Genomic DNA, 24,418 nt, shown 5'->3' with positions numbered 1-24,418 from the left:
TTCTCGCAAAGCTCGTCAGGATTATTATGGCAAAATTACCTTTTCTTTTATTCAGGAGTTTGAGGCTTTCACATAACAGTACTTGTCTTTGTATTGAAAAATGTGTCCGTCAGTCAGGTTATCAGATGTAAGTTTTCAGTTCACTGATTACTGGTTACTGTTTACTGATCACTGAAAAGCCGGCACTCCCCCAAAGGTTACAATAAAAATAAAGATTCAGATTCCCCGTTATTCTTGAGAGGACGGGGGGCAGTAGGAGTAGTAATAGTGGTTAGAATATTAAAACTTTCGCAATTAAGTAGCGCAGAACGGGCAAAACTTCAGAAAAGAGCCGAGTTAGATATTGATAACGCCCTCAAAGTCGCTCAAACGGTCATAGAAACCATCCGCGAACGGGGGGATGCCGGCGTTGTGGACTATGTGCGGCGTTTTGACTACGAAGGTGCGACGGTAGAAAATATCAAAGTCAGCGAGGCAGAATTTGAGCGGGCTTTTCATTTAATTGAACCGGAAGTAAAAACTGCCATTGAACAGGCTTTCCGGAATATTCAAGAGGTACATCGTCGCCAAATGCCAGAAGAAACACTACTGGCAGAAATTGAAACCGGTGTCTTTGCCGGCGAAAAAATCTCTCCTATCCCCAATGTGGGTTTATACGTTCCCCGGGGCCGCGGTGCTTTTCCCTCGATGATGTTAATGTTAGCCATCCCGGCAATGGTGGCAGGAGTGGAAAGAGTTGTCGTTTGCACTCCCCCCGATAAACAGGGCAACGTGGAACCCGTTTCTCTGGTGGCGGCGCAGATGGCTGGAGTCAGAGAAATTTATAAATTAGGGGGCGTACAAGCGATCGCCGCTTTGGCTTTGGGAACAAAAAATATCAAAAGGGTTGACAAAATTACCGGTCCGTGCAGCGTCTATGGGGCGGCGGCCAAGCGGTTACTGTTCGGTACTGTGGATGTGGGTTTGCCGGCCGGTCCAAGTGAGTCGATAGTTTTGGCCGATGAGTCCACCGATGCCCGTTTAGCGGCCTTGGATTTATTAATTGAAGCGGAACACGGGGCGGATTCGGCGGCTTTATTAGTCACCCACTGTGAAGATTTGGCGATCGCTGCTAGTGAATATGCTCAGGAATACCTGCAAAAACTCCCGGATTGGCGACGGGAATTCTGTGAGGCGGGTTTAGCCGCCTATGGGGGCATAATTTTAACCGATAGTTTGCAGCAATCCCTCGATTTTGTCAATGAGTACGCCCCGGAACATCTAGAGGTTTTAGTTAGTAATCCTTTTGCCATTCTGGGCAAGATTAAAAATGCTGGCGAAATTCTCCTGGGAAATCATACTCCTTCCTCTATGGCTACCTACGCCATCGGGGTAAATGCTGTGCTGCCGACGGGAAGTTTTGCCCGTTCCTATTCGGCGGTTTCGGTTTATGATTTTCTCAAGCGCTCTACTTTGGCTTATGTCACCCCTGAAGGCTTTGAAAAGTTAAAAGAAACCACGAAAACTTTAGCCGAGTACGAAGGTTTTCCCGCCCATAAATTAGCAATTCAACACAGGGAAATTTTACTCTAAATACAGGGAATAGGAAACGGGGAATAACTTAGATATGTAGGCAAGCTTATTTTTAAAATTCAGAACGTAGGTTGGGTTGAAGCATGAAACCCAACGCCCGCATGGGTTACGCTACCGCTAACCCATCCTACAAATAATTGTGCCTCCCTACTTAAAACACCTGAAGAAATTGCCAAAACTTACTCATCTTTGAGCTTAGAACAAGTTTATGCAACAATTTTGTACTATTTGCATGAGCAAGAAAAAATAACCAATTATTTAACCGAATGGATTGAACATGGAGAAAGAATGAGAGAAATACAAAAACAAAATCCTCCTCCTGTTGCGGAAAAATTAAGAAAGTTAAGGCAACAAAGAAAAGCAGTCAAACAAGTAAATGAGTCTGAAATATCTCTTAGATGAAAATGTTGATCCTCTCCATGGGACTCAACTAAGAAGACTCAAGCCTGATTTAGTTATTAGAGTCATTAAATCTGTTGAGTAACGCACAGAAAACGGGTTTCTCGGAGAAACCCGTTTTCTACTCATGCAAGAGGCAAAGGGGGAATAAATAATCAGTCTTTAATAACCGGATTTAGTATCACGGGTCGCTTGCATGATGTCGTTGGTTGTTAGACGGCTAGTTGCTTTGCCACGGATAGCGGCAATCAGTTGCTTTCCCCGGCTTAGGGTTCTAGGCTTGCGAATTTGCAAGATATCCCCAATCACTTCCAGCTGGATTTCTGTACTGGGTAACAACCCAAGCTTTTCTTGAATATCAGGGGGAATAGTGATTTGTCCGTTAGGGCTAATTTTCATGGTGTTTTTCTGCATATACTAACAAATAATCGGAAGAGTCAGTGCCACTGGCTGCTTGACCCCCCCCAAACGTTTACCTGGGAATAACTCTGATTTATTATCCTGTATCCTATTTGGTACTATGATAAGAGCAGAGAATCAGTCAAGCATTTTATGAAAAAAGTACTTGTTATTTTAATTCTGGGTTTTCTGAGCGAACAAATATCAATAAAATCACCAATTTCTGGCAATCAAACCCTCAATAATTTAGCCGTAGCTAACAACAATAATCGTCCCACTCCCCAGAAAAAACCTAGTCCTTCTCCACAGTTTCGGTGCGATGGTAGAACTCACTGTTCCCAGATGACCTCCTGTGCAGAAGCGACTTTTTTCTTGAGAAATTGCCCCAATGTCAAAATGGATGGAGACGGTGATGGAGTTCCCTGTGAAAGTCAATGGTGTGGAAAAAAATCCTCAGAAAAGTGTTGGGAAAGTTTTCCAGATAACTAATTTTGTTTCCTCACCCCAATTCTCTCACTTAAAGAATCGGGGTGAAAACAATCAAGAAGCAGTAATCACGGGAGAATTAAGATATTGATAATTCCAGTCCGATTGTTGCCAAACGCGACCATCAAGGGCAATTTGTTCGATTAAACTAGCTAATCGTAAAGCTTTTAAAGCTTGTTCCCCACCGACAGAAGGTTGGTCCCCACCGCGCACACAATGAACAAAATGTTCTAATTCCGCGTGTAGGGGTTCAATATTGCTGGTATAAACTTTTTCAATTAAACCATCTTGACGGTAGAGAACTTGACCGTAATCGGTGCTATAGTTAGCGGTGGTTTGCCGGTGAATGAGGATTTCATTATTGAGAAAATCCGCTTCCGTGAGAGAATTTTTACAGTGGGCTGCTAAACGACGAATCTTGCGATGAGTCACCTTACTAGCGGTTAAATTAGCCACTACTCCATTACTAAAACCAAGGGTTGCAGTGACATAATCGAGATAACCGGAATCAGTGGCAGCGCGACTACCACTAGCGGTTAATTTCACCACGGGAGCCGAGACTAATTCTAAAATTAAATCTATATCGTGGATCATTAAATCTAACACCACCGACACATCATTAGCGCGTTGGGAATAGGGACTCATGCGATGGGATTCAATCGCTAAAATCTCCTCGGTTTTCAAGACCTTCGATAACTCTTGGAAAGCGGGATTAAAACGCTCGATATGACCCACTTGCAGAATACAATCGTGATCGGCTGCCGCGTTGACTAAAGATTCCGCTTCACTAATACTAGCGGCGATCGGTTTCTCGATCAAGGTATGTACTCCCCCTTGCAGACAGTCCATCCCGACTCGATGGTGTAACCGCGTGGGGACAGCGATACAAACCGCATCTACCCTGGGTAAGAGGTCTAAATAATTTTCAAAAAAACGGACTCGGTATTTACTGGCAGTTTCCAGTCCCTTTTCGACGTTGACATCGGCCACCCCGACGAATTCCACGTCTTTTAATAAACTCAGGATGCGACTATGGTGTTGTCCCATGTTACCGACCCCGATAACCCCGACTTTAATCGGTTTGAGTTGATTTCTATTACCCGGAAAGTTTACTGGTTGATTGGACATGAATTTTAGACTCCTGTGTTCACACTCCCCACACCACTTGATTAAATTAATCAAGCTGATTTTGTCCATTAATTACCAAGATGGTATCATGGTTATCCAGATTCTGACACGATGTCGGTGTCAATGGGGGTTCTGAGAAGATTTTCTGATTCCATCTGGCGGTTTTCACTCCCAAATGCTTATCAAAACATCGTCCCTTAGTAGCGAGGACTACATTCAGCTAAATTTTAACTATGGACAATTCAACGGATTTTAACTCCTTACGGGGATTAAGTGTTTTTTTGCTAGGAATGATGGGATCTGGCAAATCCACCCTGGGAGAGTTGCTTTCCCGACGGTTACAATATCGTTTTTTTGATACAGATATATTAATAGAAAGGGTCGCGGGAAAGAAAATCAGGGAAATTTTTGCCGACGAGGGAGAAGCGACTTTTCGGGAGTTAGAAACCCAAGTTTTAGCCGAATTATCCTCTCTGACTAAAACTGTGATTGCCACCGGGGGAGGGATGGTTTTAAAACCGATGAATTGGAGTTATCTTCGTCACGGTTTAATGATTTGGTTAGATGTTCCTCTCGAAGTCTTGGTTAAACGTTTAAAACAAGATACCTCTCGTCCCTTGCTTCAGTCCACTGATTTAGAAAGTAAACTGGAATTATTATTAGAACAAAGACGAGGACTTTATGCAGAAGCAGATCTTCGGATTGTTGTTTCTGACCTAGATAGACCTACTGATATCGTTGAGAAAATTTTAACAGCAATACCGACGGTGATTAAAGATTTTCATCCAGAAAGGGATCATAACTAATGATAGCAGCTTCAATTTTTGATTTACCTGAACTAATTCCTGACCGAGAAATTCTGGAAATTTTGGCCCAAAGTCAGGCTATTCGTCTGGAAAGAATTATTTCCACCGGTCAAACCACTCCCAGGGGTCAATGGTACGATCAATCTGACTTTGAATGGGTGATTTTATTACAGGGATTTGCTGAGATTAGTTATGAAGATGGCAACAAAGTTAATCTGCAAGCGGGGGATTATCTCCTGATTCCTCCTCACCAAAAACATCGCGTCGAATTTACTAGCAATAATCCCCCTTGTATTTGGTTAGCTATCCATTATCGCTAGTAAAATATAGTTTCTAACTAGGGTCTGCTGAATAAATCTAAAAACCTTGTTGGATAAGACTTTTGGACTTTTTTCCCCTCAAAAAGTGCCAGCCATTGGAGTGATCGGGGGTAAAATTCAGGTACTTTTTCCCTGAAAATTAGGTAACTGACTACCTCAAAATCGGTAAAACCCTACACCCTACACCCTACACCCCACACCCTGCCCCCACCAACAAACTTTTTCAGCAGACCCTAACTATTGCCAGCGATCGAATAAATCGGTTAAAACTAGATTAGAAAACAAAAAACCTTCGGGGTCGCTTAATCTGACCCTGCTATCCCCCTCAATTATTACTAAATTACGCTGTTTATGCGGCTCTAAGACCTCTAAAATTGCTTTTTTGATTTCCGAACCAAAATTAGCTTCAATGGCGGGTAAACTCACCCCTGACCCTAACCTTAACCCTAGCATTAAGGTTTCGAGAAGATCATCAATCAAGCTATTTTTCTCCACGTCAATCTGACAGCCTTCTTTTACCCAAGCGAAATAGTCGCGACTTTTGCGCGGACGGGTAAAACGTTGTTGATGAAGATAACTAGCAGCCCCCATACCAAAACCGTAATAGGGACGATTTTCCCAGTAAACTCGATTATGTCGGCATTGATAACCCGGTTTAGCATAGTTAGAAATCTCGTAATGTTGATAACCGGCTAAAGCTAGTTTTTCACTGGCTAAAACATACATTTTTGCCGTGGTTTCATCATCGGGTAAGGGGTTTTTCCCCGGTTGATACTGTTTACCGAAAGGAGTAACCGCTTCTAAGACCAAATCGTAACAGGAAAGATGGGCCGGTTGCAGTTCGATCGCTTTTTCTAGGGAATTTTCCCAATCTGTCAGGGTTTGTTGTGGCAATCCTGAAATCAAATCCAAACTATAGTTAACTATTCCCAATCCCTGAATTAATTCCACTGCCTGATAGATATCCTTAACAGTATGCGATCGACCAGAAACCTGTAATAATGGTTCTTGAAAAGCCTGTACTCCTAAACTAACCCGATTGACTCCCGCGCTAAGATAACCCTGTAATTGTTCTAAACTAAAGGTAGCTGGATCAATCTCCATAGAAATCTCTATATCAGCTGCAAAATCAAACTTTTTGGCTAAAGTATCCAGAATTGCTCCTAATAATTCCACCGGTAACAGGGAAGGAGTCCCCCCCCCAAAAAAAATTGTTTCTAGGGGTTTCCCCGTCCCCTGACTAAGACTAATTTCTTCTTGTAATATTTCCACATACTCCACCACAGGGGGAAAAGTCGCCGGATTGGTGCGATTACCGACGACAAAAATCGGGAAATCACAGTAAAAACAGCGCCGACGACAAAAGGGAATATGAATATAAACCGAGGTTATGGGGTGAAAATAGGGCATTACAGCAGTTATCAGTGAACAGTAATCAGTAATCAGTGAACTCATACAGCCTTTCTCGTTAAGGTGAAGCACAGACTAACCCTTGCTAATCAAGTATTTTAGAGGCAAGAACGAACCTCATCTATCTGAGAAACCCTGTAACTCGTATCTGATAAGTGATAACTGATTCAAGGCTGACGGCTATAATTTCGTTTATCTTCGTTAAGATGTATTATGGCTGGGGAGAACATCTCCTAGAATGAAGGCAACTTTCCCGACACAAATTAGGAGAGGCCCACGGATATAATGTAAAAGTATCCATACTCATTATTTTTCTACCATCATTCCCCCCTATCCCCTCTGGTATTATCCCCATGCTTGATGCCGTCATAATTTTATTATTCGTCTTCGCTATTGCCAGTATTGGCTATAGTGGTGTGGACTTGCTGCCGGTTACTGTCCAGTCGCAAATCAGCAATATTGAAGCTTTACGCTGGTTATCGGCGGGTTTTGCCTCAATTATTGGTTTAGCCCTTGGTTTAGTTGCCCAAACTACCTATCGTCGTCTAGAAACCCAAGTACGGCAAACTCCGATCGAAGTTATTTTAACCCGTTCCGTCGGTCTAGTTATCGGTTTGTTGATTGCTAATCTGATCCTAGCTCCGATTTTCTTCCTACCGATTCCCAGAGAATTCTCGTTTGTTAAGCCGATAATCGCTATTTTAGGCAGTGTTATGTTTTCCTATCTGGGGGTTAGTTTAGCTGATACCCACGGTCGGACTTTTTTGCGTCTGATTAACCCCAATAGTATGGAATCAATTCTAGTGGCAGAAGGAACCCTGCAAGCGGCCGCCACCAAAGTTGTGGACACCAGTTGTATTATCGATGGTCGTATCGAACAATTGTTAGACACAGGATTTATCGAGGGACAGATTCTCATTCCCCAATTTATCCTTCAGGAATTGCAACAGTTAGCGGATGGCAGTAACGACCAAAAACGAGTCAGAGGAAGACGAGGATTAGATATCTTAAACCGGATGCAGCAAGAATTTCCCGATCGCATTATCATTCATCCAGCCGATTATGAGGATATTAGCACCGTAGATGCTAAATTAGTCCATCTTGCCCAAGAAATTAACGCCACCTTGCTCACGAACGATTATAATCTCAGTAAAGTGGCCAATCTGCAAAAAGTCACCATCTTGAATGTCAACGATCTCGCCCAAGCAGTACGCCCGATCTACTTGCCCGGGGATACTTTGGATCTGAAAATTCTCAAAGCAGGAAAAGAACCCACCCAAGGCATCGGTTATCTAGAAGATGGCACGATGGTGGTGGTAGAAGAAGGAAAAGATTATCTGGGGGGAGAATTGCGGGTAGTGGTGACATCTGCACTGCAAACCTCGGCCGGACGGATGATTTTTGCTAAACCCCAAAATTCCCTAATTGCCTAAAGGGAATAAAACCCAAAAAAGCCTCAAATACAGATCCAGAGGGGATTGTATTTGAGGAATTTCATTTTTTAAGGGAAGTTAAGTCACCAATCGAACTATCTAGGGTTTGCTAAAAAAGTTTTTCCTGGTGGCAGGGTGTGGGGTGTAGGGTGTGGGGTGTGGGGTTTTACCCATTTTCAGGTGGTCAATTACCTAATTTTCAGGGAAAAAGTCCAGGAATTTTCCCCCCAATCACTCCAAAGGTCGGCACTTTTTGAGGGAAAAAAAGTCTAAAAACCTTGTTGGACAAGGTTTTTAGATTTATTCAGCAAACCCTATCTAGCCAATTTATATCTAATTAGGCTGGTTTATTGATTACAGCCATGGACTGACGAGCAAAACCGAAATAACTATCCCAGAATTGTTTCTGACTATCGAGGGCAACTTTGGTGGCGGTTTCTTGGGCGGTTAGATAGGATTTCACCCATTCTTGTTGATATTCGAGGGATTTAACCAAAGTTTCTGGAAACTCAAACACTGGTGTAGTCGTGGGAAGACCATTACCCCAAGCGGACAGAAGCAGTTTCTGCCATTCGGCTAGGTATTTTTGGTATTCTTCAAGATAATTGGTGTTCATAGAAGTCAAACCGCTAACTAGCCCATCTGGAAGGAGATGGTGAGAAAGTGGGGCGGTGTTGCCACCTTCTCGAAAGCAAAAACCGTGACGAGATAAAATATAATATTCTATCCCTTCCTTGATTATAACCTGAGTTTGTGATCAGCCCCAATCTTTATGCGATCGCCCTAGGCTGGCCCTATTTTTTGGTGACTCGGAACTAACGCTAAAATAATCCTACTCTAGCCATTTTCTCCGAACTATGATCGATCGCCCTATTCATGTAATTGGTGGAGGATTAGCGGGGACTGAGGCGGCGTGGCAGATAGCCCAAGCAGGTATTCCCGTGATCCTGTACGAAATGCGCCCAATTCGCTCTAGTCCCGCCCACCATAGCCAATTTTTAGCTGAATTAGTCTGTAGTAACTCCTTTGGTGCCATGGCGGTGGATCGCGCCACCGGGTTACTCCATGAAGAATTACGACGCTTAAATTCTCTAGTTATTGCCCAGGCCGATCAGCATAGTGTCCCCGCAGGAGGGGCTTTAGCGGTCGATCGAGGGGTCTTTAGTCGAAATTTGACGGAAATCTTGGCTAACCACCCTCTAGTCACCTTAAAACGTCAGGAGATCACGGAAATTCCCCGGGATGGTATCGTCGTTTTAACCACTGGACCGTTAACCAGTGCTGCTTTGGCCGCAGATCTGCAAAATTTTGCCGGCCTGGACTATCTGAGCTTTTTTGATGCCGCTAGTCCGATTATTCTAGGGGAATCTATTGATCAATCGATCGCTTTTCTGGCCTCCCGTTACGATAAAGGTGAGGCCGCCTATCTCAATTGTCCTATGGATCGGGAACAATACCTGCACTTCTGGCAAGAGTTAAAACAGGCAGAACAAGCAGAATTAAAGGATTTTGAGCGAGAAAATGCCAAATTTTTCGAGGCTTGTCTGCCGATCGAAGAATTAGCCAGTCGGGGAGAGGATACCATGCGTTTTGGTCCCCTGAAACCGGTGGGATTAGCGGATCCCAGATATCCGGATCAACGTCCCTACGCAGTTATACAGTTGCGAATGGAAGATAAAGCGGGGCAATTGTGGAATATGGTAGGATTTCAAACTAATTTAAAATGGGGTGAACAAACACGGGTTTTCCGTCTGATTCCGGGGTTAGAAAAGGCCGAATTTGTCCGCATGGGGGTGATGCACAAAAACACCTTTATCAATTCTCCCCAGTTATTATCCTCCAGTCTCCAGTTTAAATCGCGACCGACGCTGTTAGCGGCAGGACAGTTAATCGGCACGGAAGGCTATACGGCTGCGGCTGCTGGGGGATGGTTAGCGGGAACTAATGCCGCTCGTTTAGCTTTAGGATTAGAAACGGTGACATTGCCAACCACAACGATGATGGGGTCATTATTTGAGTTTATCAGCAGTGCCGAACCGAAACATTTTCAACCGATGCCGCCAAATTTTGGCATTTTGCCGAATTTTACCAGAAAAATCCGCAATAAACGGGAACGTTACGGTCAATATGCCGATCGCTCTTTGCAGGATTTAGAAGCATGGATGAATCAGTTAAAAACTCCCTGTCTCGTCTAACTGTCAATCGCTAAATCGATCGCCCATAATAGAGAAGGAACCTATTTCTTTCTCTATCGCTATGCCAAACCCCGATTTTTTCCCTCCCCAATCCTACAGTCAAGAGGATGTGCAGGAAATTCTCTATTTGGCTATCTCCCGTCAAGGGGATAAGGGAGAAATTACCCGTCAACAGTTGTTAGAAATTGCCGACGATTTAGCTATTGAAGTTAAAGACTTAGAAGCGGCGGAAAAGGACTGGCAAGAGTCAAAAATGGTCAGTTATAAACGGCAAGAATTCGATCGCTTTCGTCGCGAGGAGCTAAAAAATAAAACCGTTCGCTATCTGATTATTAATAGTTTTTTTATTATCATTAATTTAATTAGTGCGGGAACAATTTCTTGGGCAATTTATATCTTTTTGCTGATGGGTTTACCTCTTTCTCTCTCGGCTTGGAAAACTTTTCAAAATCAAGGAATTGCCTACGAAGAGGCATTTAAACGCTGGAAAATTAAGGAGGAAATGAAAGAGTCTTTTACAAATCTTTGGACACAAGTTAAAAAGTTTTTACAGTTTTAATAGTGTTGCTAAATTAAGCCTTTTTTGTTTTTGTGAACCACAGAGACACAAAGGATACAAAGTTGAGCTTTCCACGACTACTTAAGTAGCTGGTTATAATTAAATTAAAAATGAATTTTAGGTTCGATCCCCCCTGCCCCCCTTGATAAGGGGGGTGTCTGATAATTTTTAACACATACCTACTTACTGTCATCAAAAATATCTAGCTGCTGCAGAGATGGGGGATTATCCGACTTAACCGGTTTAATTTTCTTAATTCCTTGACGCAAACCGATCGCAATTTTACTATGTTTTTCGATTTGACCCATCACCTGCATGGCACGATCGATCACAGAAGTTGGTAAACCAGCTAATCTCCCCGCTTCGATACCATAGGATTTATCCGCGCCTCCCGGTCGTACTTGGTGCAAAAATACTATCTCATGGGGTAATTCTTTGACCGTTACCTGATAATTGGCCACATTCTCTAAAATTGAGGCTAATTCGTTCAGTTCGTGGTAGTGAGTGGCGAAAATCGTCCGCGATTGCAGTACCGTGGCTAAATACTCCGCTACAGACCAAGCTATGGATAAACCGTCAAAGGTGGCTGTCCCCCGGCCAATTTCGTCTAATAATACTAATGATCTGTCTGTGGCGTGATTGAGAATATTGGCGGTTTCGTTCATTTCCACCATAAAGGTGGATTGGCCCGTAGCGAGGTCATCCACAGCCCCCACCCGGGTGAAAATGCGATCGCAGATGGAGATTTTGGCCGACTTTGCTGGGACAAAACTGCCGGTTTGGGCTAACAATTGAATTAATCCCACCTGTCGCAGATAACAACTTTTGCCACTAGCATTGGGACCGGTGAGAATAATCAAGTCGGGGTATTCCAAACCTTCCTGATTGCCCAAATTAATCGAATTCGGCACAAAAAAGCCGGCCCCAAGGGATTGTTCCACCACGGGATGACGACCATCTTTAATATCGATAAGACGACCATCGGCGATTTCTGGGCGACAATATCCCTGATAAACGGCGATTTCTGCCAATGCTGCCAACACATCCAAAGCGGCGACTTTTGTGGCCACTTCCCGAATTTCTGGGGAAAATTCGGCCACTTGACGGCGTAAATCGCTAAAAATCTCGTATTCTAACTTATTTAATTCATCTACTGCCGTCAGAATTATATTTTCTTTCTCCTTTAACTCGGTGGTGATATAACGTTCCTCATTGACTAAAGTTTGCTTACGCACATAATCTTTTGGGGCGAAATCGGCTTTACTGCGGGGTAAACTGATATAATAACCGAAAGTTTTGTTATAATTAACCTTAAGATTACTAATACCCGTTCTTTCTTTCTCTGTCGTCTCCAGATTCTTAAACCAATCGATTACTTCCTGATAGTCGCGCCGCAGGGCATCCAATTGGGCATCAATTCCCTCACGAATCACCCCCCCTTCCTTCAGATGCAGCGGAGGAGATTCCACCAGATGCGCTATCACCTGCTGGCCTAATTTTTCTAAATCGGCGGGAATTTGCTGTAAAGCTTTCAAATAGGGCGAATTTCCCGAAGCAACCAAAGCCGCTAAATCGGCTAATTTGACTAAAGATGCCGCTAGGGAAAGTAAATCGCGGGCGTTAGCCGTTCCTGCGCCAACGCGACCGCTTAAACGTTCTATATCGTAGATTTCCCTTAATTTTTGCCGAATATCTTGGCGCAGGGCGGGATTATCCTTTAACTCTTGGATAGTATCTTGACGGGCGCGAATACCGCGAGAATCTAAGAGAGGTTGCAGTAACCAACGACGTAAGGCCCGACTACCCATGGCTGTACAAGTGCGATCAATCGCCCATAATAGAGAACCATAGAAGCTACCGTCGCGCACCGTTTGGGTAATTTCAAGGTTGCGACGGGTTTGCCCATCTAAAATCAAAAATTCGGAGATAGAGTAGGTTTTTAAAGGTTGTAGGGGGACTTGATTGGCTTTTTGGGTATCTTCAATGTATTCTAATAAGCCCCCGGCTGCGCGAATAGCGAGGGGTAAATGTTCGCAGCCCATCCCCTCTAGGGAACGCATTTTATAGGTGATTAGGAGACGATTTTTCGCCTCTGTGAGAGTAAAGATAGTTTGGGGACGGAGAGAATAACAAAAACTATCGGGTAAACAGGGGGGGAGATGGTCGGATTTTTCCCCGGGGCGCAAAATACGGTTTAAATCGGGGGCATTGATGGGAAAAAGGATTTCCGAGGGCTGTAAACGGCTTAATTCTAGGCTTAAAGCCGTTAAATCGCTGGCTTGGGTGGTGTAGAATTCTCCGGTGGAGATATCTGAATATGCTAATCCCCAATTTTCTCCGGTGATCACCACTGCGGCTAGAAAATTATTCTTTTTTGCGTTTAACATTCCCTCATCGGTGAGGGTTCCGGGGGTGAGCAGTTTGGTGATAGCGCGTTCTACTAGCCGTTTTTCGGCGGCTGCTTCCGTTGAATCCTCTACTTGGTCACAAATCGCCACCGCATAGCCTTTTTCCACCAATAAACGACTATAGCGCTCTAGGGCGTGGTGGGGAACCCCGGTCATGGCGACTCTCCCAATCCCTTTACCCCCTTCCTTGCTGGTGAGAACTAATTCTAATTCTCTGGAGATAATCACCGCATCCTGAAAGAAACACTCGAAAAAATCGCCCACACGATAGAGTAAAAGAGCATTGGGATAGGTTTCTTTTACCTCCACATAATGCTGGTACATGGGGGTGAGTTTATCGCGATCGAGTCCGCGATAATCACGATGGGGATCTTTATTGGTAGCCGGTGGTTCTAGGGGAAAATCCGAGGGGAGAGTCATGGGTCAAAGAAAGCTGGACAATGTTTTAATGAACTGTTCCCCACCCCTTGGCTGAGTGGGAAGTTTCTGACGCTTCTTCGTCGATGGCGGTTGCCTCAGACTTCCGCACTAGGAGAACCACTTCATGGTTCCCCTTGCTGCATCTTCCCCACTCCCCTAGGCTGAGAGTGGGGACTGACGCAGGTTCGTTCAATATTAGATAGACACTTCGCTTAATTCGCGAGTGAGATGATCAAAGGGTTCAGCAATCAAAGAGGTGTCGGCAATACCCGCCTCAGTAGCCATGGTTTGAATCATTTCGCTCATGATTTGGATACCGCGCACCGTCGGACCGATGGGAACACCGAGGGAATTATAGGTTTCCCGCAGTCCTTGCAGTACCCGCTCATCTAGAACATTAGTATCGGCAGCCACCAGCGCATAACTGGCATAGCGGAGATAGTAATCCATATCCCGCAGACAGGCAGAATAACGACGGGTGGTGTAGGCATTACCCCCGGCGCGGATCAATTCGGGAACTTCTTCAAATAGACGAATCGCCGCCCCACGCACGAGCGCCGCCGAATTAGCGTTAATGAGGGCGGCGGCAGCTAGACGGGCAGTTCCCGAGGCAAAATATTGTTTAAGATTATCGATCGCATCTCGATCGAGATAACGTCCGGTGACATCGTATTTTCTAATCAGGCTAGTTACCGCGTCTCGCATTATTAAGTTTCTCCCAACAGCAATAAAGACATTTTTGAGTTTCGCTTTATTTATAATCTCACAGGGTTGAACTTCGGGGGACATCCCTAGTCTAACTCTCTTGCTTGTCTAACAATTTGTTGTTTTTTTGAGACATTTCTTTACATTTAAGGCATTGGCTGGACCGGCGCTGGGTGGCGGAATTATCCCTTATTAGTCGAGGTAGTGGACGAGGCACTCAAAATGACGAGATTATCCCGATGAATAATGGTTTCTGCGGCCATATAACCTAATAAACTGGCAATACGCTCGGAATGTTGACCTTTCACTCGATCGATCTCCTCACTACTATAATTAACAATTCCCCTGGCCAATTCCCGGCCTTCTTGATCGCACAATTGCACCGATTCCGAGGCGCTAAATTCCCCCTCCACTTTGGTGATTCCGGCCGCAAGGAGAGATTTTCCCCCCTGACAAATGGCTTGAATCGCCCCAGCATCGAGATAGATTTTACCCATGGGCAGTAGTCCGTAGGCGATCCAGCGTTTGCGGGCGTTATCACTGCGTTTTTGGGCCTCAAAACGGGTTCCGATCGCCTCTCCTGCCATAATTTTTAAGATATTACCGGGCTGCCGTCCCCTAGTAATCGCCATTTCTACCCCGGCGCTGGTGGCAATCCGGGCCGCCGCCAATTTAGTCGCCATACCCCCGGTCCCCCACTGACTGCCACTACTACCGGCATCGATCGATAGTTGCGCTAATTCCGCGGGACTAACTCGGGCAATAGCCGCCGCTTCGGGAAATAGCCGCGGATCGGCACTGTAGAGGCGATCCACATCGGTGAGGATAAATAACCAGTCAGCCTCGATTAAACTGGCTACAAGGGCTGATAAAGTGTCATTATCGCCGAATTTTAACTCATCGATCGCCACCGTATCATTTTCGTTGACAATGGCAATTACCCCTAATTCAAACAAAGCCTGAAAGGTATTATAGGCGTTGACATAACAGGTGCGTTCCATCAATTCGGGACGGGTCAGCAAAATTTGGGCGATCGGTTGACCAAGACTGGTAAAGAGGTCATCATAGATCCGCATCAGACGACCTTGACCGACGGCGGCGATCGCTTGTTTGAGGGCGATTTTTTTCGGTCTTTCCTGTATTCCCAGACGACGGCAGCCCACCCCCACGGCCCCGGAAGATACTAATACCACCCGATGACCGGCAGCGCGCAACCGGGTGAGGACTTCCACTAAAGCGGCGATCGTGGATAGGGATAATTGGCCGGTTTCATTATCGGTCAAACTGGAAGTACCGATTTTGATCACTATGGTTTGGTTCATCGTCAAGGGGTGTAGGGTGTGGGGTGTAGGGTGTGGGGTGTAGGGTGTGGGGTGTGGGGTGTGGGGTGTAGGGTGTGGGGTGTAGGGTGTGGGGTGTGGGGTGTAGGGTGTAGGGTGTGGGGTGTAGGGTGTGGGGTGTAGGGTGTAGGGTGTAGGGTGTGGGGAGAAACAATTCATAACTTGAGAGTTAATCACACTATTAAGTGGGTGGGTGGAATTAAATATAAGATGAACGTAGGTTGGGTTGAAGCATGAAACCCAACGCCCGCATAGTTTACGCCACCGCTAACCCATCCTACAAATAATTGTGCCTCCCTACTTAAAAACGGATTTGGTATTAGATTTATTCAGCCAGCCCTAGATAGCCAAAGCTTTGATGGCAACTTTAATTAAAGTATAAAAACGGGGTTCAGTCACGTTGACTTCTCTAGCTTGTTGCCGATTTTTGCCTAATAAACCAATTCGCTGGCCTTTCTGCACGACTAAAATCTCGCCCTGTTCATTTTTGATGCGAATCTCGTTTAAATCACCCCAAAAACTACATTGATACATTTTTTCGGCGTGCATAAAAATTGCTTTTTTAATACTATCATTTTCTTGGGGTAATCGCACTCCCACTAATTCAATTTCTATGGTTTTATTACCATTCCAAGTATTTTCTTTGAGTTTATAGGCAATATCTAAACGCGTTGGTAAAGGACAATATTCGCCCCAACGCCAAGCTAGGGCTTTAATTCTGGTATTATCGCTTTGAGCCAGCAATAATTTTAAATGATTTTTTCCGATAGTTTTCTGTTCCACTACTCGCACGTTAGGAGTCCAAAAAACGGGTAATTCATTGCCAATTCCCCAGGGTTGCAAACTATCAATTTGTTGAAAAAGTTGCAGGTTTATTTGTTTAAAGTCGAGGATAGTATCAATTTTAATTAAAGGTTTTAATTGTTCTATTTGTAAAATTTTGTGAGAAAATTGACTTAATCTTTGTTTAAATGCTAGTAAATTAGCTGTGGGTAAACTAAACCCCCCCGCCATTTTATGACCGCCAAATTTTCCTAGTAAATCTTGGCAAAATTGCAGGGCTTCAAAAACGTGAAATTCTTCAATTCCTCTGGCAGATCCGCGAATTTTACTAGCATCTTCTTCCTCATAAGTACCGATAAAAACTGGCACTCCGTAGCGTTCCACTAAACGGGAGGCCACAATACCAATTACCCCATGATGCCAATCTTTTTCCACTAATACTAAAACTCGATCTTGTTGCCAAAGAATCGGCGTTTCTTCCACTAATTTAATCGCTTCTTCTTCAATTTTTTCGCACAATTCTTGACGGGTACGATTAATTTGTTCGCACTGCATCGCTCTTTCTAAGGCAATTCCTGCCTCATCGGTGGTTAATAATTCAATAACTATCTGGGGATCACCAATTCTGCCAATGGCATTAATTCTCGGCCCCAATTTAAAGCCAATATCATCCGGTTGTAATTGCTTTTGTTCCTCGCTAATTCCCGCTATTTGCATCAGGGATTGAATCCCGACTAATTGGGATTTGGATAATTTTCTTAAACCCCGTTTTAACCAGCGACGATTTACCCCAATTAATGGAGCTAAATCTGCTATAGTGCCTAGGGTAAATAATGCTAATAATGACTCGGTTAATCCCTGTAATTTACCCATTTTTTGGGCAGTTGTCACCGCTAAAATATAGGCGACTCCCACCCCCGCTAATCCCTGATAGGGAGAGTTCGGGGTTAATAATTTCGGGTTGAGAATAGCGGAGGCATTTGGTAAAATTGGCGGCAGATCGTGATGATCGGTGATAATAACTTTTAATCCTAATTCTATCGCTAGGGCGATCGGTTCGTGAGCGGAAATGCCATTATCAACGGTGAGAATCAATCCGACTCCCGACTCGGCAAATTCTTCGACAATGCGCTGATTAATTCCGTATCCCTCTTTCATGCGACTGGGTATGGCATGATTTACCCTAGCACCGAGATGTCTCAAGGCTCTTAATAGTAGAGATGTACTGGTCATGCCATCGGCATCGTAGTCCCCACAGATAGCAATTTTATCGCCCCTAGCGATCGCTTTTACTAATAAATTGACACTTTTTTCTAAGTCGGGAAATTCCCCCAGGGGAGAGGGTAAGGTATCCGCTTCAGGATCTATATAAGTTTTAGCTAATTCGGGGGTATCAATACCGCGATTAATTAAGATAGTTGCTAATAACGATGATAGTCCCATTTCCCGCGCTAACCCCGCGATTTTTTCGGAATTAGTTGCGGCAATATACCAGCGTTGGATGGGATATTTGTAGGTCATTTTTTGTTAAGTAAAAAGGTATCTGAGTTGTGCTTTTTTGTTACAGACAGCTGGTTTAAGTCGCTTGTCTCAAGAATTTTCAGCAATGAGGTAGCACAATTTAAACGCTTCTTAGCTTACCACTCGCTTAGTTAGATAGAATCAGCATTACCCTTGTGCGTAAACGTGCATCGGCAGATCCCCATATATCTGGTGCAACCCACTCATTAAAAGACTTATAGCTGCCTACACCTTCTCCTGTAGTAGTGACAACAATTGATTCCGTTGTTTCATTGATTTGTCGAGTAATTTTTCCAGGATAAAACATATGTTTTGGAAGGGTATAGTTAGTGATTGAATAATCATTCTGATCAATAGTAGTTCTTATTGGATTTCCACCAGTTAAAGTTTTGATTCTACATTGCTTGACGGGTTTATCATCCAAGAGAGAGGGAACTATAAACTGTTCTTGAGAAATCATAACTTGGAAAACTTTGTCTTTAGTACAATCTGCATTTGTTTTAGAACAAATAACGTTTTCTACAACATAAAAATGATAATTTGGATTTCTTCCATCATAGCTTGTCACAATGGATTCATCATCACAAGGATGATTTTGTTCGGAATAAAGCCGACCACTAAACGAACATGACACCCCATGAAGACCACTACAATTGCTTTCTTCAAGAATTAGTTTATTATTGTCAAACATAAAAGATATGTTACAAGGTTTTGATTCTTGTGTTGTCGGATCTCCTGCGATTGAAGCCTCCGCGACATTGCTTTTTATCCATTTAGCTCTACCTGATACAGAGCCAATACAAGGAGCTAATCTATTAGAGGTAAATAATTCAAAGTCAAATCCATCACTGTTATGGTTTGTTATGTCAGCACCTATTTCCTGGGCACTAGACAAATACTTTCCTCCATAATTTTGTGTTTGCGTCTTACTTGATAATTCTTGATTATTAGCTTTCGGTGTTATCGTATTTTGAGAAAAGTCCCCATGAAATAATACAATGACAGATATGGCTGTGATCAATGCTATTATCGCACTCAAGATAATTGTTTTCATTAGTAATTTTTGACCAGATGGGATATTAGGCTTTTATGTTTTATATTATAGCAGGGTAGAAGTGTAACGCACCCTACTGGACTGACACGACTAAAATGTTGCTTGGTAAAACTGCTTAATCTAAGTCTAGCAAGGATTTGAGCCAAAAAGCTAATGCACTATATTAGCTGTGTCAATCCAGTAGTGAGTTGTTTCAGCTAAAATAGGGCAATAGATTTCGGCTTAAAGTCTTAGATTATAGAATTTATAGCATTTTTCTAATACACCAAATTAGCTGAAACAGTCCAGTAGGGTGCGTTAGCATAGCGTAACGCACCAAAAATAAGGTTAAAAGCGGATTTGGATGGCCCCAGCAGGAGGTTGAAAGGGGAGATTATTATTATTAATTCTCAGGGGAGAACTGGGTATTACCTGCACATTTGGGGTGGTGGGTTGACTTTCGTTGGTACTCAGTAAAGTCAATTGATTAATACTAGAATTAATCGCAAATTGTTGGGTGATAACTCCCGACGGACAACAGGAAGGATCCCGGGGTAGAAATCTTCTCATATTGACGGTGATCATACCATCTTTAGCGCTCAGATTATCGACAATTACTCGCTCTGCTAACAGGACAGTATCGGTGTTAGTGGCAGTACCGTTATTATCAATCACTAGGGCTAAATAATGTAATTGCTGTTGATCTCTGGTAATCACTCTTAATACGACAATACCATCAGTCCTTTGATCGTTATTATAGTCCCCCATCAAAGCTTCTCGACTGACTTGCACTCCTAAAATCTGTCCCTCATTGGATTGAAAAATACCATCGCTGACAATTACGGAACCCCGATTGGGAATGTTATAGACGGTGTTTCTTAAATTATCCACGCTCAGGGGTGTAGATTGGGCAAGTAAGGGCAGAGAATTGTTTAATAGTAAACTGATACCTAGGAGGATAGATTGAGGCAAAATTGCTAATTTAATCATGGTTGTAATGGGTTGGGTATATTTTCTTGAGTATCGAATAACTGCACGTTATTAATGGTACAAACCATCCCCTGTTGTGCCGCTAATTTATCTCGCCATTGGCTTAATTGTTGTTGACCATTGCTACCATTTAACCAGTAAACTGTCAAGAGGCCGAGGGTTTGTTCTGGTTCACAGGAAAAGCCGAGAGTTTTATCGGGTATGTCGGTATTTCCCTCACGACATTGCCAACCTTGTTTTTCAATTAATTCTTTCCAACCTTTCTCTTCTTTAGCAGCCACGGCAATGCGTTGATCCCCTCGATTACAAACCCAATTTTTCTGCTGGGTGGGATCATTGGGTAGATCACCAAGATTGGGGGAATTTTGCTTAATTGGGGGCAGCGAGGGGACTTGAGCTTGAACAGAAAAAATCGGTAGTATTAAGAAAGTACCGATGAGCATTTTTAACAGTTTCATCCTTTAAAATTGCCATATTTAGGGATTTATGCCTTTAGAATATCACGTTTTTGAGGTATGGATAAAATACTCTCTTAAGATATGTTTAAATCTCTAATGATGGTTTCGATCGCATCAAAGGAAAATTCTCCGGCTAACTGTTGTAAACCTTGGGCAAGGGTAGCATAATCGGCGGGAATTTCTGCGGTTAGGGCGATAATTTTTTCATCATCACATTCTCGCGCCGCTTGTTGCAATTGTCTAATCCAGACGGGACTGATTAATTTTAATAGGGATTGCAGGGAATCGAGGAAAACTGGCGAATAATTGGGCTGATTTGGCTCATTATCGGCATAAATATATTTTAATCCTAGATATTCGCCCATTTTTTGCCAGATAACTTCCTCTCGGAAAGGTTTACGCACGAAATCATCACAACCGGCGGCAATAACCAAGGCGCGATCCTCTTCAAAAGCACTGGCAGTTAGGGCAATTATCACCGTTTTTCCGCGATTATCAGCCTCTAACTGCCGAATTTCCCTAGTTGCTTCGTAACCGTCTTTCACTGGCATTCTCATGTCCATCCAGATAAGATGAGGTTGCCATGCTTGCCAAATTGCGATCGCTTCTTGTCCATTAGCAGCTTCTTGCACGGATAATCCTAGGGTAGTCAGGAGTTTCAGCAACAGTAAACGGCTTTCTGGTCGATCATCGACGACTAATATGCGATATTTAGGCTGATTTTCCTCTAAAGCGATGACTTTTGCCCTATGGGTTTCAGTTTTAATCTCATTTTCTCCCACTAAACCCACCTGAATATCAAAACTAAAAATACTTCCTTGACCCAGAATACTACTAACTCCGATCGCACCTCCCATCAACTCAACAAATTTTTTACTGATAGGTAAACCCAATCCTGTCCCCTGTTGGGATTTTCGTCCCGTTTCCGTTTGGTTAAAGGGTTGAAATAGCTTATAAATCTCCTCTGGAGCGATTCCTGCGCCTGTATCTTCAATTTCCCAAAGCAATCGCTGATAATCTCCTCTTTTCTCCCCTACTTTTCCCCGGAGAGTCACCCCTCCCGACTCGGTAAACTTCAATCCGTTACCCAAGAGATTGATTAACACCTGTCGCAATTTACTTTCATCAGTACATATATATTGAGGCAGATTGGAGCTGCGATCAAAAATTAAGCTTAAAGCTTTTGCCTGCGCTTGTGGGCGTAGCATTTCGGCAATATTATCTAAAAGAGCGTATAAATCGAAATTACTAGGATTAAAAACCGTTCTTCCCGCTTCTATCTTCGACATTTCTAGAATATCGTTGATTAACTCTAATAAATGTTCTCCGCTACGATTGACAATTTCCAAATATTGCCGATATTCACTGCTGATGCTGCTATCCCGGGATATTAAGCGAGTAAAACCCAAGATAGCATTAAGAGGAGTGCGTAATTCGTGGCTCATGTTAGCTAGAAACTCACTTTTAGCTTTATTTGCTTTAATTGCCGCTTCCTTAGCCTCTTTTAATTCTTTTTCTGCTTCATATCTACTTTGTGCGATCGCAATTAATTCTCCCACCAACCGCACAAAGGTGACATCTTCCTTTGTCCATTGCTTTTCTGCACTTGCATCCAATCCCAGATAACCCACCGTTACCCCACAACTATCCCACATGGGAACGATTAAGAGACAGGGAGTAGAACTATTAGCGAGAATAGCTCTTTCAGGGATAGCAGTAGCGGGTAAATCGTCTAAAGAGTTCAGTTTAACTGGAATACCGTTTAATAATTGTTCAGAAAACCAGGGAAAGGTTTCCGTCGAGAGATTTTGTGATTCTTCCCGAATCGGGATAACTTGCGGATAGTCGGGGTGACAGTATTCATAAACCATACTCCACTGCTGACGACAGGTGGAATATTGAATAATGTAACAGCGCGCACTCTGGGTAAATTGACAGAGCAGTTCTAGGGTATGATCGATCGCCAAGTGGATATCTTGAGAAATTAGTAATCTTGTCACCCGTGAGAGCAAATTATCGCGATAGGCCTGCATTTCTAGGGCTTTTTCCCGTTTTTTAGACTCTAGTTCCTCAAAATCACTCATAATCAGTTATCAGTTATCAGTTATCAGTTATCAGTTATCAGTTAAAAGGGTTTGGGTGTTGGGGTTGTAGGGTTTTAGGGTTTTAGGGTATTAGTTGAATTTCCCCATCACCCCACTTCCCCACTTCCCCATCTCCGTTCTCTCGACTCAAAAAACAGTAAACTTTTCCCCTATTATGTTCTATAGGAATTTTACCGAATCAATATGCTCAAATTATTAGCTTCTCTCCTTCTCTCCTGCTGTATAGCCTTGGCTGTTTCCCTGTCACCGGCTGCTGCCATGGGAGTCTATGACCTCCCTATTTTAAGCCCCGGAGCGCCCACTTATGTAGTCGATCCCGTTGCGGCCATTAGTGCTGCTAACGAAGGAAAATTAAATAAAGACCTGAAAAATCTCGCCGAAAAAACCGGCCAAGAAGTGAGAATGGTAGTAGTCCGGCGCTTGGATTACGGTCAAAAAATTGACAATTTAGCCGATGATATCCTGAGAGAATGGTATCCTAACTCCGAAGATCGTGCCAATCAAACTATCATCGTCCTTGATACTTTAACCAATAAAACTGCTATTCGGGTTGGGGAGGAAGCAAAACCCCTATTAACCGATGCTATTGCTGATAGTATCCTCTCGGAAACTATGGCAGTTCCCCTCAAAGATGGGGGAAAATATAATCAAGCTTTACTCGATGCTAGTCGTCGTCTAACGGCGGTACTTTCTGGAGAAGCGGATCCCGGACCGCCGGAAGTAGCGACAATTAATATCGAAAGTACCTTTACTACCGCAGAAGAAACTGACGATAAAAGCGCCACGATTTGGGTGATAGTTTTACTGGTTTTAGCCACAGTAATCCCCATGGTTACCTATTTTTGGTACGCTGGTTTTGGTCGCTAAATTAAATTAATGATCTGAGACTGATACAGCTAAAATATTCCCACAGATAGCTCAATTCTCAGCCTGTATGAGCAAGATGAAGTAACTTCTAAGTGGGTGGGTGGAATTAAATATAAGATGAACGTAGGTTGGGTTGAAGCATGAAACCCAACGCCCTACAAATAATTGTGCCTACCTACTTAGTAGATTTTAGTTGTGTCAGTTCACCACATTTGCTTAACCTTAATAACTAATGTCTAGACTGGTAAATAAATTACAATCCTATTATCGAGAGGAGGAAGGAACTTACTTAATTGAAATTAAACTTAATCAGTTACAGCAAGTCTTTAATTCTCTCGATCCTTCGCCATTTTTAGATAGAGATTTAGACGATAACGCCGAAAACTATATTATTAACTCTGTGGATGAATTCCCCCTAAATACCCCCCTTAAATTAGTCTTTTATCTTCCCAGTAACGAACAGAATACCGCCCGACATCTGTTACCCTCAGCTTTACATAATTATTTTGACTATCGCCAACAGGGAGAACAAAGAAAATTACGCACAATTTGGCGACAGGGACGCATATCTTTGCTAATTGGTCTCTCCTTTCTTTTTGTTTGTTTGAGTCTCAGTGAATTAATTAGTCGTTTTGGCACCGATACATTTATTCACTTCTTAGAAGAAGGATTATTAATTAGTGGTTGGGTGGCCCTCTGGCGACCTTTAGAAATTTTTCTTTACGAATGGTGGCCTGTCAGTTATCAACAAAAGATTTTTGCTAAACTAGCCTACATCCCCATTGAAATCCGTCTATTAGAGGAACCATCCACCCCAGACTCTTTTCGATAGAGCTAATCCTCCCGATGGCTTGTCTTCAAAGTTACAAAGCTTTTATTTGAAGCAGTTTATAATAAAAGTAACTCTGTACAAAGCTTATCGGGTTTCAGCTTGGCTATTACTTTATTCTCAAACTTTTAACTAAGTAGGGTTTGCTGAATAAATCTAAAAACCTTGTTGGATAAGGCTTTTAGACTTTTTTTCCCTGAAAAAGTGCCTACCATTGGAGTGATTGGGGGGAAAATTTAGGGATTTTTTCCC

General features: G+C 43.2%; 22 protein-coding genes. 10 read left to right on the top strand and 12 right to left on the bottom strand.

The window, feature by feature from the left end; all coding sequences use genetic code 11:
• The first annotated feature begins 267 nt into the window (after window positions 1-267).
• Together hisD and EWV68_RS15020 are read left to right on the top strand one after the other, a co-directional pair.
• Window positions 268-1,572 (top strand): histidinol dehydrogenase, encoded by a 1,305-nt coding sequence (hisD, locus tag EWV68_RS15025; protein ID WP_002798851.1) that lies wholly within the window; start codon window positions 268-270, stop codon window positions 1,570-1,572.
• Window positions 1,573-1,761: 189 nt separating this feature from the next.
• Window positions 1,762-1,974 carry a hypothetical protein gene (locus tag EWV68_RS15020; protein ID WP_002766476.1) on the top strand — a complete coding sequence of 71 codons (213 nt, stop codon included), beginning with the start codon at window positions 1,762-1,764 and terminating at the stop codon, window positions 1,972-1,974.
• A gap of 159 nt (window positions 1,975-2,133) precedes the next feature.
• Here the strand turns inward: EWV68_RS15020 and EWV68_RS15015 are convergent, their stop codons facing one another.
• The gene (locus EWV68_RS15015; protein ID WP_239698202.1) at window positions 2,134-2,370 is read right to left on the bottom strand and encodes an AbrB/MazE/SpoVT family DNA-binding domain-containing protein; all 237 of its coding nucleotides are present in this window, start codon (window positions 2,368-2,370) and stop codon (window positions 2,134-2,136) included.
• 153 nt (window positions 2,371-2,523) lie between these two features.
• Between EWV68_RS15015 and EWV68_RS15010 the strand changes: the two genes are divergently transcribed.
• Window positions 2,524-2,859: an excalibur calcium-binding domain-containing protein gene (locus tag EWV68_RS15010; protein WP_002742928.1), complete on the top strand. Its 336-nt coding sequence runs from the start codon at window positions 2,524-2,526 to the stop codon at window positions 2,857-2,859.
• A 51-nt stretch (window positions 2,860-2,910) separates the two neighbouring features.
• Here EWV68_RS15010 and EWV68_RS15005 read toward each other — a convergent pair whose 3' ends face one another.
• Window positions 2,911-3,984, bottom strand: coding sequence for a Gfo/Idh/MocA family protein (locus tag EWV68_RS15005; protein ID WP_272081270.1), 1,074 nt, complete (start codon window positions 3,982-3,984; stop codon window positions 2,911-2,913).
• Between the two features lie 233 nt (window positions 3,985-4,217).
• Between EWV68_RS15005 and EWV68_RS15000 the strand changes: the two genes are divergently transcribed.
• Window positions 4,218-4,790 carry a shikimate kinase gene (locus tag EWV68_RS15000; RefSeq protein ID WP_287170271.1) on the top strand — a complete coding sequence of 191 codons (573 nt, stop codon included), beginning with the start codon at window positions 4,218-4,220 and terminating at the stop codon, window positions 4,788-4,790.
• Window positions 4,790-5,110, top strand: coding sequence for a cupin domain-containing protein (locus EWV68_RS14995; protein WP_287170269.1), 321 nt, complete (start codon window positions 4,790-4,792; stop codon window positions 5,108-5,110). Before EWV68_RS15000 ends, EWV68_RS14995 begins: the two co-directional genes overlap by 1 nt.
• A 237-nt stretch (window positions 5,111-5,347) precedes the next feature.
• Here the strand turns inward: EWV68_RS14995 and hemW are convergent, their stop codons facing one another.
• On the bottom strand, window positions 5,348-6,520 hold the full coding sequence (gene hemW, locus EWV68_RS14990; protein ID WP_287170272.1) for a radical SAM family heme chaperone HemW: 1,173 nt from the start codon (window positions 6,518-6,520) through the stop codon (window positions 5,348-5,350).
• A 353-nt stretch (window positions 6,521-6,873) separates the two neighbouring features.
• Between hemW and EWV68_RS14985 the strand changes: the two genes are divergently transcribed.
• Window positions 6,874-7,953, top strand: coding sequence for a PIN/TRAM domain-containing protein (locus EWV68_RS14985; protein ID WP_008206247.1), 1,080 nt, complete (start codon window positions 6,874-6,876; stop codon window positions 7,951-7,953).
• A 337-nt stretch (window positions 7,954-8,290) separates the two neighbouring features.
• On the opposite strand, the gene EWV68_RS14980 is transcribed toward EWV68_RS14985, so the two are convergent.
• On the bottom strand, window positions 8,291-8,569 hold the full coding sequence (locus EWV68_RS14980) for a thylakoid-associated protein (protein ID WP_287170268.1): 279 nt from the start codon (window positions 8,567-8,569) through the stop codon (window positions 8,291-8,293).
• 241 nt (window positions 8,570-8,810) lie between these two features.
• On the opposite strand from EWV68_RS14980, the gene trmFO reads away from it, so the two are divergent.
• Window positions 8,811-10,148, top strand: a complete 1,338-nt coding sequence (gene trmFO / locus EWV68_RS14975; protein WP_052277635.1) for an FADH(2)-oxidizing methylenetetrahydrofolate--tRNA-(uracil(54)-C(5))-methyltransferase TrmFO — start codon at window positions 8,811-8,813, stop codon at window positions 10,146-10,148.
• Window positions 10,149-10,209: 61 nt separating this feature from the next.
• Complete coding sequence (locus tag EWV68_RS14970) at window positions 10,210-10,707, top strand: 2TM domain-containing protein (protein WP_061433123.1); 498 nt, start codon at window positions 10,210-10,212, stop codon at window positions 10,705-10,707.
• A gap of 179 nt (window positions 10,708-10,886) precedes the next feature.
• On the opposite strand, the gene mutS is transcribed toward EWV68_RS14970, so the two are convergent.
• From mutS to EWV68_RS14930, 8 genes are all read right to left on the bottom strand, one after another.
• Entirely contained in the window at window positions 10,887-13,535 is a 2,649-nt protein-coding gene (gene mutS, locus EWV68_RS14965) for a DNA mismatch repair protein MutS (RefSeq protein WP_147073220.1), read from the bottom strand.
• Between the two features lie 195 nt (window positions 13,536-13,730).
• Window positions 13,731-14,240, bottom strand: a complete 510-nt coding sequence (apcB, locus tag EWV68_RS14960) for an allophycocyanin subunit beta (protein ID WP_002802766.1) — start codon at window positions 14,238-14,240, stop codon at window positions 13,731-13,733.
• A 182-nt stretch (window positions 14,241-14,422) separates the two neighbouring features.
• On the bottom strand, window positions 14,423-15,562 hold the full coding sequence (proB, locus tag EWV68_RS14955) for a glutamate 5-kinase (protein WP_012265373.1): 1,140 nt from the start codon (window positions 15,560-15,562) through the stop codon (window positions 14,423-14,425).
• A gap of 357 nt (window positions 15,563-15,919) precedes the next feature.
• Entirely contained in the window at window positions 15,920-17,884 is a 1,965-nt protein-coding gene (gene recJ / locus EWV68_RS14950) for a single-stranded-DNA-specific exonuclease RecJ (RefSeq protein WP_287170267.1), read from the bottom strand.
• A 127-nt stretch (window positions 17,885-18,011) separates the two neighbouring features.
• Window positions 18,012-18,938, bottom strand: a complete 927-nt coding sequence (locus EWV68_RS14945) for a hypothetical protein (protein ID WP_002794127.1) — start codon at window positions 18,936-18,938, stop codon at window positions 18,012-18,014.
• Between the two features lie 327 nt (window positions 18,939-19,265).
• Entirely contained in the window at window positions 19,266-19,907 is a 642-nt protein-coding gene (locus EWV68_RS14940) for a hypothetical protein (RefSeq protein ID WP_287170266.1), read from the bottom strand.
• Window positions 19,904-20,365, bottom strand: a complete 462-nt coding sequence (locus EWV68_RS14935; protein ID WP_287170265.1) for a hypothetical protein — start codon at window positions 20,363-20,365, stop codon at window positions 19,904-19,906. The genes EWV68_RS14940 and EWV68_RS14935 overlap by 4 nt, the downstream gene beginning before the upstream one ends.
• A 74-nt stretch (window positions 20,366-20,439) precedes the next feature.
• Window positions 20,440-22,449 carry an ATP-binding protein gene (locus EWV68_RS14930; protein WP_287170264.1) on the bottom strand — a complete coding sequence of 670 codons (2,010 nt, stop codon included), beginning with the start codon at window positions 22,447-22,449 and terminating at the stop codon, window positions 20,440-20,442.
• A gap of 204 nt (window positions 22,450-22,653) precedes the next feature.
• On the opposite strand from EWV68_RS14930, the gene psb32 reads away from it, so the two are divergent.
• Window positions 22,654-23,337, top strand: a complete 684-nt coding sequence (gene psb32 / locus EWV68_RS14925) for a photosystem II repair protein Psb32 (RefSeq protein WP_061433131.1) — start codon at window positions 22,654-22,656, stop codon at window positions 23,335-23,337.
• 232 nt (window positions 23,338-23,569) lie between these two features.
• Window positions 23,570-24,169, top strand: a complete 600-nt coding sequence (locus tag EWV68_RS14920) for a hypothetical protein (protein ID WP_061433132.1) — start codon at window positions 23,570-23,572, stop codon at window positions 24,167-24,169.
• The last annotated feature ends 249 nt before the right edge of the window (window positions 24,170-24,418 follow it).

This window comes from Microcystis sp. M_QC_C_20170808_M9Col, assembly GCF_007095495.1.
Taxonomy (GTDB): Bacteria; Cyanobacteriota; Cyanobacteriia; order Cyanobacteriales; family Microcystaceae; genus Microcystis; species Microcystis aeruginosa.
The sequence above is the reverse complement of the archived record's forward strand: the minus strand, read 5'-3'. Positions and strand labels throughout refer to the sequence as shown.

Bases quoted from the DNA above. Each gene is read 5' to 3' on its own strand.
- proB (WP_012265373.1), bottom strand. From the start codon at position 15,562: ATGAACCAAACCATAGTGATCAAAATCGGTACTTCCAGTTTGACCGAT.
- recJ (WP_287170267.1), bottom strand. From the start codon at position 17,884: ATGACCTACAAATATCCCATCCAACGCTGGTATATTGCCGCAACTAAT.
- EWV68_RS14930 (WP_287170264.1), bottom strand. From the start codon at position 22,449: ATGAGTGATTTTGAGGAACTAGAGTCTAAAAAACGGGAAAAAGCCCTA.
- EWV68_RS15005 (WP_272081270.1), bottom strand. From the start codon at position 3,984: ATGTCCAATCAACCAGTAAACTTTCCGGGTAATAGAAATCAACTCAAA.
- hemW (WP_287170272.1), bottom strand. From the start codon at position 6,520: ATGCCCTATTTTCACCCCATAACCTCGGTTTATATTCATATTCCCTTT.
- EWV68_RS14945 (WP_002794127.1), bottom strand. From the start codon at position 18,938: ATGAAAACAATTATCTTGAGTGCGATAATAGCATTGATCACAGCCATA.
- apcB (WP_002802766.1), bottom strand. From the start codon at position 14,240: ATGCGAGACGCGGTAACTAGCCTGATTAGAAAATACGATGTCACCGGA.
- EWV68_RS14940 (WP_287170266.1), bottom strand. From the start codon at position 19,907: ATGATTAAATTAGCAATTTTGCCTCAATCTATCCTCCTAGGTATCAGT.
- trmFO (WP_052277635.1), top strand. From the start codon at position 8,811: ATGATCGATCGCCCTATTCATGTAATTGGTGGAGGATTAGCGGGGACT.
- EWV68_RS14985 (WP_008206247.1), top strand. From the start codon at position 6,874: ATGCTTGATGCCGTCATAATTTTATTATTCGTCTTCGCTATTGCCAGT.
- mutS (WP_147073220.1), bottom strand. From the start codon at position 13,535: ATGACTCTCCCCTCGGATTTTCCCCTAGAACCACCGGCTACCAATAAA.
- EWV68_RS14920 (WP_061433132.1), top strand. From the start codon at position 23,570: ATGTCTAGACTGGTAAATAAATTACAATCCTATTATCGAGAGGAGGAA.
- EWV68_RS15000 (WP_287170271.1), top strand. From the start codon at position 4,218: ATGGACAATTCAACGGATTTTAACTCCTTACGGGGATTAAGTGTTTTT.
- EWV68_RS14970 (WP_061433123.1), top strand. From the start codon at position 10,210: ATGCCAAACCCCGATTTTTTCCCTCCCCAATCCTACAGTCAAGAGGAT.
- EWV68_RS15015 (WP_239698202.1), bottom strand. From the start codon at position 2,370: ATGAAAATTAGCCCTAACGGACAAATCACTATTCCCCCTGATATTCAA.
- psb32 (WP_061433131.1), top strand. From the start codon at position 22,654: ATGCTCAAATTATTAGCTTCTCTCCTTCTCTCCTGCTGTATAGCCTTG.
- EWV68_RS14935 (WP_287170265.1), bottom strand. From the start codon at position 20,365: ATGAAACTGTTAAAAATGCTCATCGGTACTTTCTTAATACTACCGATT.
- EWV68_RS14995 (WP_287170269.1), top strand. From the start codon at position 4,790: ATGATAGCAGCTTCAATTTTTGATTTACCTGAACTAATTCCTGACCGA.
- EWV68_RS14980 (WP_287170268.1), bottom strand. From the start codon at position 8,569: ATGAACACCAATTATCTTGAAGAATACCAAAAATACCTAGCCGAATGG.
- EWV68_RS15010 (WP_002742928.1), top strand. From the start codon at position 2,524: ATGAAAAAAGTACTTGTTATTTTAATTCTGGGTTTTCTGAGCGAACAA.